Origin of the sequence: Amaricoccus sp., from assembly GCF_017995835.1 — a bacterium.
Lineage (GTDB): Bacteria > Pseudomonadota > Alphaproteobacteria > Rhodobacterales > Rhodobacteraceae > Amaricoccus.
Window position 1 is genome coordinate 1 of sequence record NZ_JAGOID010000126.1, and the last position, 7,349, is coordinate 7,349.

A 7,349-nucleotide genomic window follows, 5' to 3' on the forward strand; every position below is an offset into this window, starting at 1 on the left:
AACCGCGCAGGCGACCCGTCTGCCCAACCTCTGCCGTCCGTTCGCGACCATCGCGGCACGTCTAGCCGGTATCGACGCGCGCGTCACGCCCCCTCGCGCCGCGAGGCGCCCTCCCCGGGAAACAGGATGAGGATGACCACGCCGACGAAGATCGCGGCATCCGCGACGTTGAACGCGAAGGGGTTGTCGATCCCGCAGCAGCTCACGTTGAGGAAATCCGCGACCGCGCCCCATTGCAGACGGTCCCACACATTCCCGAGAGCCCCGCCGATCACCGCCCCCGCCCCGACCGCCGCCGGCCAGCCACGCTCCCGCCATGCCCACGCCGCCAGCCCTACCACGATCGCGACCGCAAGGCCGATCAGCCAGAACCGCCCGCCGTCCCCGAAGTCGAGCAGACCGAAATTCACGCCCCGGTTCCACGCCATGGTGAGGTTGAGCCACGGGTCGAACGCCGCGATCCGGCCCTTCTCGGCGAGGCCGAGCCCCTCGACGATCCAGATCTTGCTCGCCCGGTCGATCGCGAAAACGGCCGCGGCGACCGCAAGCGTCCGGCGCAGGCTGGGGGTCAACATCAGGCGCCGGGCTCCGCTCGCTCGTGCCGGCGGGAACCTAGTCGGGCGGCCGCCGGGCGGCAACCCCGCAGGAGCGGCTATTTGGCCGCTATTGCCGCGCGTTGCGGCGCCAAATATACCATCCCCATGTCAGAGCCAGCGATACCCTCCGGCGACTCCATCCTTGCCTCGTTCTCGGCGCAGGACGCGCTCGTGGCCGTGATGGTCGGGGCCTCCGCCTCGGACGAGAACATGACCACGAACGAACTCCTGTCGATCGCCCGCATGGTCGACACGCTGCCGGTATTCGGCGGCTATGATCGCGACCGGCTCCGCATCATCAGCCAGACGGTGTTCGACCTCCTGACCGAGGAGGACGGGCTCGACGCGCTATTCGGCCTCGTGCGCGACGCGCTGCCCGAGGAACTCCACGACACCGCCTACGCGCTCGCCTGCGACGTCGCCGCCGCCGATGGCCACGCCTTCCAGGCGGAGCTGCAATTCCTGCTCGAGGTGCGCCACGAACTGCGCATCGACCGCCTGCACGCCGCCGCGATCGAGAGGGGCTCCTCCGCCCGCCACCGCCGCCTGCCGAAGGATTAGGCGGGCCTCAGGACTCCGGCGGCGCGTCGAAGGCGATGAACCGCATGATCCGCCACGCCCCGTCCTGCTCGCGCCGGAAGACGTCCATGCCGCGCTCGACGCTGGTTTCCGTCTCGCCCGCCGCCTCGGTCGTCAGGGTCCAGTCGAGCCGCACCACGGCGTTGTCGCCCCAGACCAGCACCTCGTGGATGTCGACGACGTAGAGAAGGCGGACGTCCTCCCGTGCCAGCACCCGCGCCAGGCGCTCGCAGACGACAGCCTTGCCCGCCTCGGGCGCGCCCGCAACGACCGAGACCAGATCTTCGGCGAAGAGATCGCAGACCGCCGCCGCGTCGCGCGCGTTGAAGGCGGCGGCCCAACCCTCCAGCCGCGCCCGGATCGCCGCCGCATCGGTCGCCGGATCGGCCAGGGCCGGCGCGGCCAGCGCGAGCGCGACGAGGCCGGCGCGGATCATCCGAGCGCGATCCAGCGCCGGATCAGCGCCTGCTCCTGCGCGCGGGCGCGCCGTGCAAAGGCCCCGGCCCCCGGCGGGTCGTCCCGCGCTTCCGGCGCAATCGCCGCCCGCGCGTCGAGGTCGGCCGCGAAGATCGCGAAGGCCCGCCGCCGCTCGCCCGGCCCCTCGACGTATCCGGCAAGGGCGGAGACGAAATCGAGCGTGCCGGTCTTGGCCACGACGCGCACGCCGGGGATCTCCATCGGATTGCCATCGCCGTCGCGCAGCGGACGCTCCTTCAGCATTGCGGGCAGGCCGCCCGGCGCCGCGGCGACGAGAAGTCGCGCCATCTGCGCCGCCGAGATCGCCGTGCGCGCCGTCAGCCCGGAATGGTTGACGAGCGCCAGCGGCCCGAGCCCGTAGCGCGCCCGCGCCCAGTCCGCCATCGCCGTTCCCGACTCGGCGAGCCCGACGGGCGCGCCGCCGCCGGCGCGCGTCGCGGCGAGCCCGACCACCTCGGCCGTCAGGTTCGTCGAGTAGCGCAGCATGTCGACGAGCATCGGCCCCAGCGGCTGGCTCTCGCGCCGCACGAGCGTCTCGCCCGCCACCGTCGCGGCCGTCACCTCGGGCGCAGGCAGCGCCAGTCCCGCCTGCTCCGCGAGCGCGCGCATGGTCTCGCCCGCATAGCGCGCCGGGGCCCGCACCGGCAGCCAGATCGACCCGGCGCCCGCCACGCTCCGCGCCGCGAAGCTCCAGACCTCCCGCCCGGGCGTGACGGCGAGCCTCGGCGGCCCGCCGTCAGCGACTTCCGCCCCGATCGACGCCAGCGTCGCCTCGAACCGGTTCCCGGGCGCCGAGAGCCGCAGCGCCGGCCCGGCCTTGCCCGGCTCCCAGGCGAGAAAAACGCGGTTGAAGTTGAGGTTCAGGCCCGAGATCGCGGGGTTGTAGGCGGCGGTCGCCGGCTGGTCCGGCTCGATCTCCGCCAGGTCCGGCGGCGGAGCGGCCACCGCGAGCAGCCGGCCGTCGACGGCGACGAGCCCGCCGGCCCGCGCCTCCGCCACCATGTCGCCGAGCGCGTCGGTGTCGAGCAGCGGATCGCCGCCCCCGACCAGCGCGAGATCGCCCCCGACGCGGCCGCCCGCGACCGACCCCAGAGCCGCCAGCCGCGTCTCGAAACGATGGCCCGCGCCGAGCCGGTCGAGCGCGTAGAGGGCGGTCAGGATCTTGATCGCCGAGGCCGGCGGGCGATCCATGTCGCCCTGGCAGGCCTCGATCACGGCTCCCGAGGCCGCGTCGGCCACCGCGAAGCCGGTGACGGCCCCGAGCCGCGAGCGGGCCAGAATCGCGTCGATCCCCTCCGCCGCCCCGGCCCACGTCCGCCCGCACAGCCCGACCGCCGCCGCTCCGGCGAGGACGGCGCGGCGTGTCAGCCCGGGACGAGGCGCGGCGTTCATGACGCGACTATGCCGCACCTCGCCGGCGCGATCCACCTTTCGGCAAAATCGGCCCGGATCATGGCTCGTCGCGCCGCACGTGGTAGGCCGAAAGCGCGAACCCGGCCGCAAACGTTAGGCCGGCGGCCGGCGCCACGAGGAAGACCACCGGCAGGCTGACCGGCTGCTGATAAAAGCTCGAAGGGAGCACAACGAACAGAGGAAGCGCAAGCAAGAGAAGGGCGACGAGGATCTCGAGCCCACCCCTGAAACTGGTCGCGAGCATCGGCAAGGCCGCGCCGGCCAACCCAGAGACGAGCACGATGAGCGCCATAACGATGACGAAGCCGACGCTCGCCGTCGGTGGCTCCTCAGGTGTCAGGAGTATCGCGCCCAGTCCGAGCAGCATGATCCCGAGAAGGCACAGCGTCACCGCGCGCTGCGTGATGCTGTGCCGGTCGGCGCCGAGGAATGGCGAGTTGGGAGACGACTCCTCTTCCGGCACTAGTTGGCTCCCGGAGCACACGGGGAGACGCCTGCCTGAACTACATCCGCCCCTTCCGGAACTTGCGGCGTGGGGGAAGGCTCGGTCGCGTCAGAAAGGTCGTTCAGCTTCGCCTTGCAAAAGCTAGCTTTCCGAAGATCAGCCTCCTTCGTGAACGACATTGGGCCGAGATCCTCCTCATCGAAGATCGCACAGCGCAGCTTAGCGCCATCGAAGATGGCCCCCTTGATGCTGCCCAGTTCCCTGAAATCGACCCCATCGAGGAATGCCCCGGTCAGGTCCGCGTCTTGGAGTACCATCCCGTTCAGAGTCGTTGGGTGCTCAATTTCTCCGCATTCGATGGAACCGGTCTCCGCAACTTCGTTCGGAAGCTGTTGGAAGATGGCATTGCGAAGATCGGCGCCCGTGAAGTCGGCGTCGTTAAGCTTGGCGGTGCTGAAATCCGAGCCATTCTGAGCCACTAGGACGGGATGGAAGTCCACATAGCGGAAGCTGGCTTTCTGCGCGGAAACGCCGGTAAGGTCCGCGCCGGGAAGCAGCGTAAAATCGAGCTTGGCGCCCCTTAGCTGCGTCCCCCTTAAGATCACCTTCGGCATGACGGCGTTCGTGAAATCGGCGCGGGCCAGCCGCCAGCCGCCGAGATCGATCCCCCTCGCATGGTCGCCGATCGCCCGTGACCATGCATTGAATTCGCGCGACCTCACCTCGCCCGCGACATAGGCGGCGATGAGCGACTCGCTCGGCATGTGCGCGGCGAGCGTTTCGCCCGAGACATCGATGCCGCGGGCGTGGGCCACTTGCAGACCGGCGAAGAGCGTGAATGCGACGGCAGCGATGCGCATGGGCATGGGTATGCTCTCCTTGGTTTGATTGAGGTACCGGGCCGGCGCCGGCCCGATCACGCGTTGCAAGGCAGGCCACGCCATGACGGCGGCGATCATGGCCAGCGGCTCGCGCCCGAAGCGTCCCACGACCGCCGGCACGGCCACCAGCCCGGCAAGGGCGAACGCGATGGCCAGGACGGGGCGAATCTCGCGCATTCGCTGGGCGGCGTCCGAGTCATCCCGCGCCGCCCTCAGATCGCCGACAAGACCGAGGAGACCGAATGCGGCCACCGCCGCCACGACCACAGTCGCGACCTGAACCGCGGGGACATCTCGCCATCGCGTCGAGATGGCGAGGAGCGCGAGCCAATCCACCACGATGAGGAGGATGTGGAACAGGACCAGCCAATAGCGCAGCAGGTCGTCGCCAGTGTCGGGCTGGATCGCGGGGAAAGGCGCATAGCTGCGCGCGATGACGAGAAGCGCGACCGGCGCGCCGAGCAGGACGAGCGCCGCGAGCATCTGGCTCCCGGGATCGACGGGGCGATAGGCGAGGCGCGAAAGGCCGAGAACATGAAGGCCGAATACGGCCAAAGGAGCGGCGACGAAGAACTCCGGCAGCGAGATGGAGTACGCCACCCCAGGAAGCTCCACATAGCCTCCGGGTAAAGGAAGGCCAACGTTTATAGAGAGATAATCTCGAAACATCAGAAAATTCTTGTCGCTGACATTCTCGGCAGCAACAGATAAATACACGAACGACGTGGCGATGAAGACCAGAGGCAGCTTGTTCATCGACGTATCCAGGCCCCAATGCATCGTCTCAACAACAAAGGCCAGAAAACAGGAAGCTCGATCGACGTCCGGGCGCAGAGTAGCGCCGCTGCGTGATTCTTGAAAGACTGTCGAGTATCCGACCGTTGCCTCGATCAGGCCTGTCGTTTTCACCCGATGATCGCGACGGGCCGGCCCCCGCAGCGGCATCTCCTGTGCCGGAGCATGCAGGTAGAGGGTTTGATGCAGGTCGCACGGTGCGATCTACCGCGCCCGACCCCGAAGCGTTGCCTTTCCCGCCTCCCGGCTCTAAAGCGCGGGCGACCCCGTCCCCAGGAAGCCCCGATGGATATCCGCAACATCGCGATCATCGCGCATGTCGACCACGGCAAGACCACGCTCGTCGACGCGCTCCTCAAGCAGTCGGGGGCGTTCCGCGAGAACCAGGCCACGGTGGAGCGCGCGCTCGATTCGAACGACCTCGAGCGCGAGCGCGGCATCACCATCCTCGCCAAGGCTACGTCGGTCGACTGGGAGGGACATCGCATCAACATCGTCGACACGCCCGGCCATGCCGACTTCGGCGGCGAGGTCGAGCGCATCCTCGGCATGGTGGACGGCGTGCTCCTGCTCGTCGACGCGGCCGAGGGACCGATGCCGCAGACGAAGTTCGTCACCGCCAAGGCGCTCCGCCTCGGGCTGCGTCCCGTCGTCCTGCTCAACAAGGTCGACCGCCCCGACGCCGAGCCGGACCGGGCGCTGAACGAGGTCTTCGACCTCTTCGTCACCCTCGACGCCAACGAAGAGCAACTCGACTTCCCCATCCTCTACGCCTCCGGCCGCGCCGGATGGGCCGACGCAAGCCTCGACGGCCCGCGCAAGGACCTCACCGCGCTCTACCGGATGATCCTCGACCACGTGCCCGCCCCGAAGCAGCTCGCGCAGGTGGGCGAGCCGTTCTCGATGCTCGCCACCACGCTCGCGGCGGACCCGTTCATCGGTCGCCTGCTGACCGGGCGGATCGAGACCGGCACGGTCAGGACCGGCCAGATGGTCAAGGCGCTGTCGCGCGACGGCGCGGAGGTCGAGCGGTTCCGGGTCTCCAGGATCCTCGCCTTCCGCGGCCTCGCGCGCGCGCCGATGGACAGCGCGGAAGCGGGCGACATCGTAAGCCTCGCCGGCATGTCGAAGGCGACCGTCGCCGACACCATCGCCGACTTCGCGGTCGCCGATCCGCTCCCCGCGCAGCCGATCGACCCGCCGACCATCTCCGTCACCTTCGGCATCAACGACAGCCCGCTCGCCGGCCGCGAGGGCGACAAGGTGCAGAGCCGGGTGATCCGCGACCGGCTGATGCGCGAGGCCGAGACCAACGTGGCGATCCGCGTCAACGACGCCCCCGGCGGCGAGGCCTTCGAGGTGGCCGGCCGCGGCGAGTTGCAGCTCGGCGTGCTGATCGAGAACATGCGGCGCGAGGGCTTCGAGCTTTCGATCTCGCGGCCCCGGGTGCTCTTCCGCGAGGAGAACGGCGAGCGGCTGGAGCCGGTCGAGGAAGTCACCGTCGACGTGGACGAGGAGTTCTCCGGCGTGGTCGTCGACAAGCTCAGCCAGCGCAGGGGCGACCTCGTCGAGATGCGCACCGGGACAGGGGGCAAGACCCGGATCGTGGCGCACGTGCCGTCGCGGGGCCTCATCGGCTATCACGGCGAGTTCCTGACGGACACCCGCGGCACCGGCGTGCTGAACCGAGTGTTCCACGGCTGGACGCCGTTCCGCGGCGCCATCCAGGGCCGGCGCAACGGCGTGCTGATCTCGCTCGAGGACGGCGTGTCGGTCGCCTACGCCCTCTTCAACCTCGAGGACCGCGGCAAGTTCTTCATCGGTTCGGGCGAGCCGGTCTACCAGGGCATGATCCTCGGCGAGCACAGCCGCGACAACGACCTCGAGGTGAACCCGCTCAAGGGCAAGAAGCTCACCAACATCCGCGCCTCCGGCACGGACGAGGCGGTGCGGCTGACGCCGCCGGTCCGGATGAGCCTGGAGCAGGCGATCGCCTACATTGAGGATGACGAGCTCGTCGAGGTGACGCCGAAGAGTATCCGTCTGCGCAAGCGTTTTCTCGATCCGCACGAGCGTCGCCGCCATGCGCGACAGGCGGCTTCCTGACCTTCGCATTCTGCAACGAGGTTTTGCAATTCACGGCAAGGTTGTGTTTGCGGTTTG

Annotated in this window: 7 protein-coding genes; 2 read left to right on the forward strand and 5 right to left on the reverse strand. The window is 69.2% G+C overall.

Features of this window, described 5'->3' with window-relative positions; genetic code table 11:
* Nucleotides 1–83: 83 nt before the first annotated feature.
* Complete coding sequence (gene lspA / locus KBA23_RS14705; RefSeq protein ID WP_290742358.1) at nucleotides 84–575, reverse strand: signal peptidase II; 492 nt, start codon at nucleotides 573–575, stop codon at nucleotides 84–86.
* Nucleotides 576–701: 126 nt separating this feature from the next.
* On the opposite strand from lspA, the gene KBA23_RS14710 reads away from it, so the two are divergent.
* Nucleotides 702–1,157 carry a tellurite resistance TerB family protein gene (locus KBA23_RS14710; protein WP_290742361.1) on the forward strand — a complete coding sequence of 152 codons (456 nt, stop codon included), beginning with the start codon at nucleotides 702–704 and terminating at the stop codon, nucleotides 1,155–1,157.
* A gap of 7 nt (nucleotides 1,158–1,164) precedes the next feature.
* On the opposite strand, the gene KBA23_RS14715 is transcribed toward KBA23_RS14710, so the two are convergent.
* Genes KBA23_RS14715 through KBA23_RS14730 form a run of 4 tightly spaced genes read right to left on the reverse strand, consistent with a single transcriptional unit; the run spans nucleotide 1,165 to nucleotide 5,336 of the window.
* A complete protein-coding gene (locus tag KBA23_RS14715; protein WP_290742364.1) occupies nucleotides 1,165–1,611 on the reverse strand; it encodes a nuclear transport factor 2 family protein in 447 nt (148 codons plus the stop codon).
* Complete coding sequence (dacB, locus tag KBA23_RS14720; protein ID WP_290742367.1) at nucleotides 1,608–3,044, reverse strand: D-alanyl-D-alanine carboxypeptidase/D-alanyl-D-alanine-endopeptidase; 1,437 nt, start codon at nucleotides 3,042–3,044, stop codon at nucleotides 1,608–1,610. Before dacB ends, KBA23_RS14715 begins: the two co-directional genes overlap by 4 nt.
* A gap of 58 nt (nucleotides 3,045–3,102) precedes the next feature.
* Entirely contained in the window at nucleotides 3,103–3,528 is a 426-nt protein-coding gene (locus KBA23_RS14725; protein WP_290742371.1) for a hypothetical protein, read from the reverse strand.
* The gene (locus tag KBA23_RS14730; protein WP_290742374.1) at nucleotides 3,528–5,336 is read right to left on the reverse strand and encodes a pentapeptide repeat-containing protein; all 1,809 of its coding nucleotides are present in this window, start codon (nucleotides 5,334–5,336) and stop codon (nucleotides 3,528–3,530) included. The genes KBA23_RS14725 and KBA23_RS14730 overlap by 1 nt, the downstream gene beginning before the upstream one ends.
* A gap of 135 nt (nucleotides 5,337–5,471) precedes the next feature.
* Between KBA23_RS14730 and typA the strand changes: the two genes are divergently transcribed.
* The gene (typA, locus tag KBA23_RS14735) at nucleotides 5,472–7,292 is read left to right on the forward strand and encodes a translational GTPase TypA (protein ID WP_290742377.1); all 1,821 of its coding nucleotides are present in this window, start codon (nucleotides 5,472–5,474) and stop codon (nucleotides 7,290–7,292) included.
* Nucleotides 7,293–7,349: the final 57 nt, after the last annotated feature.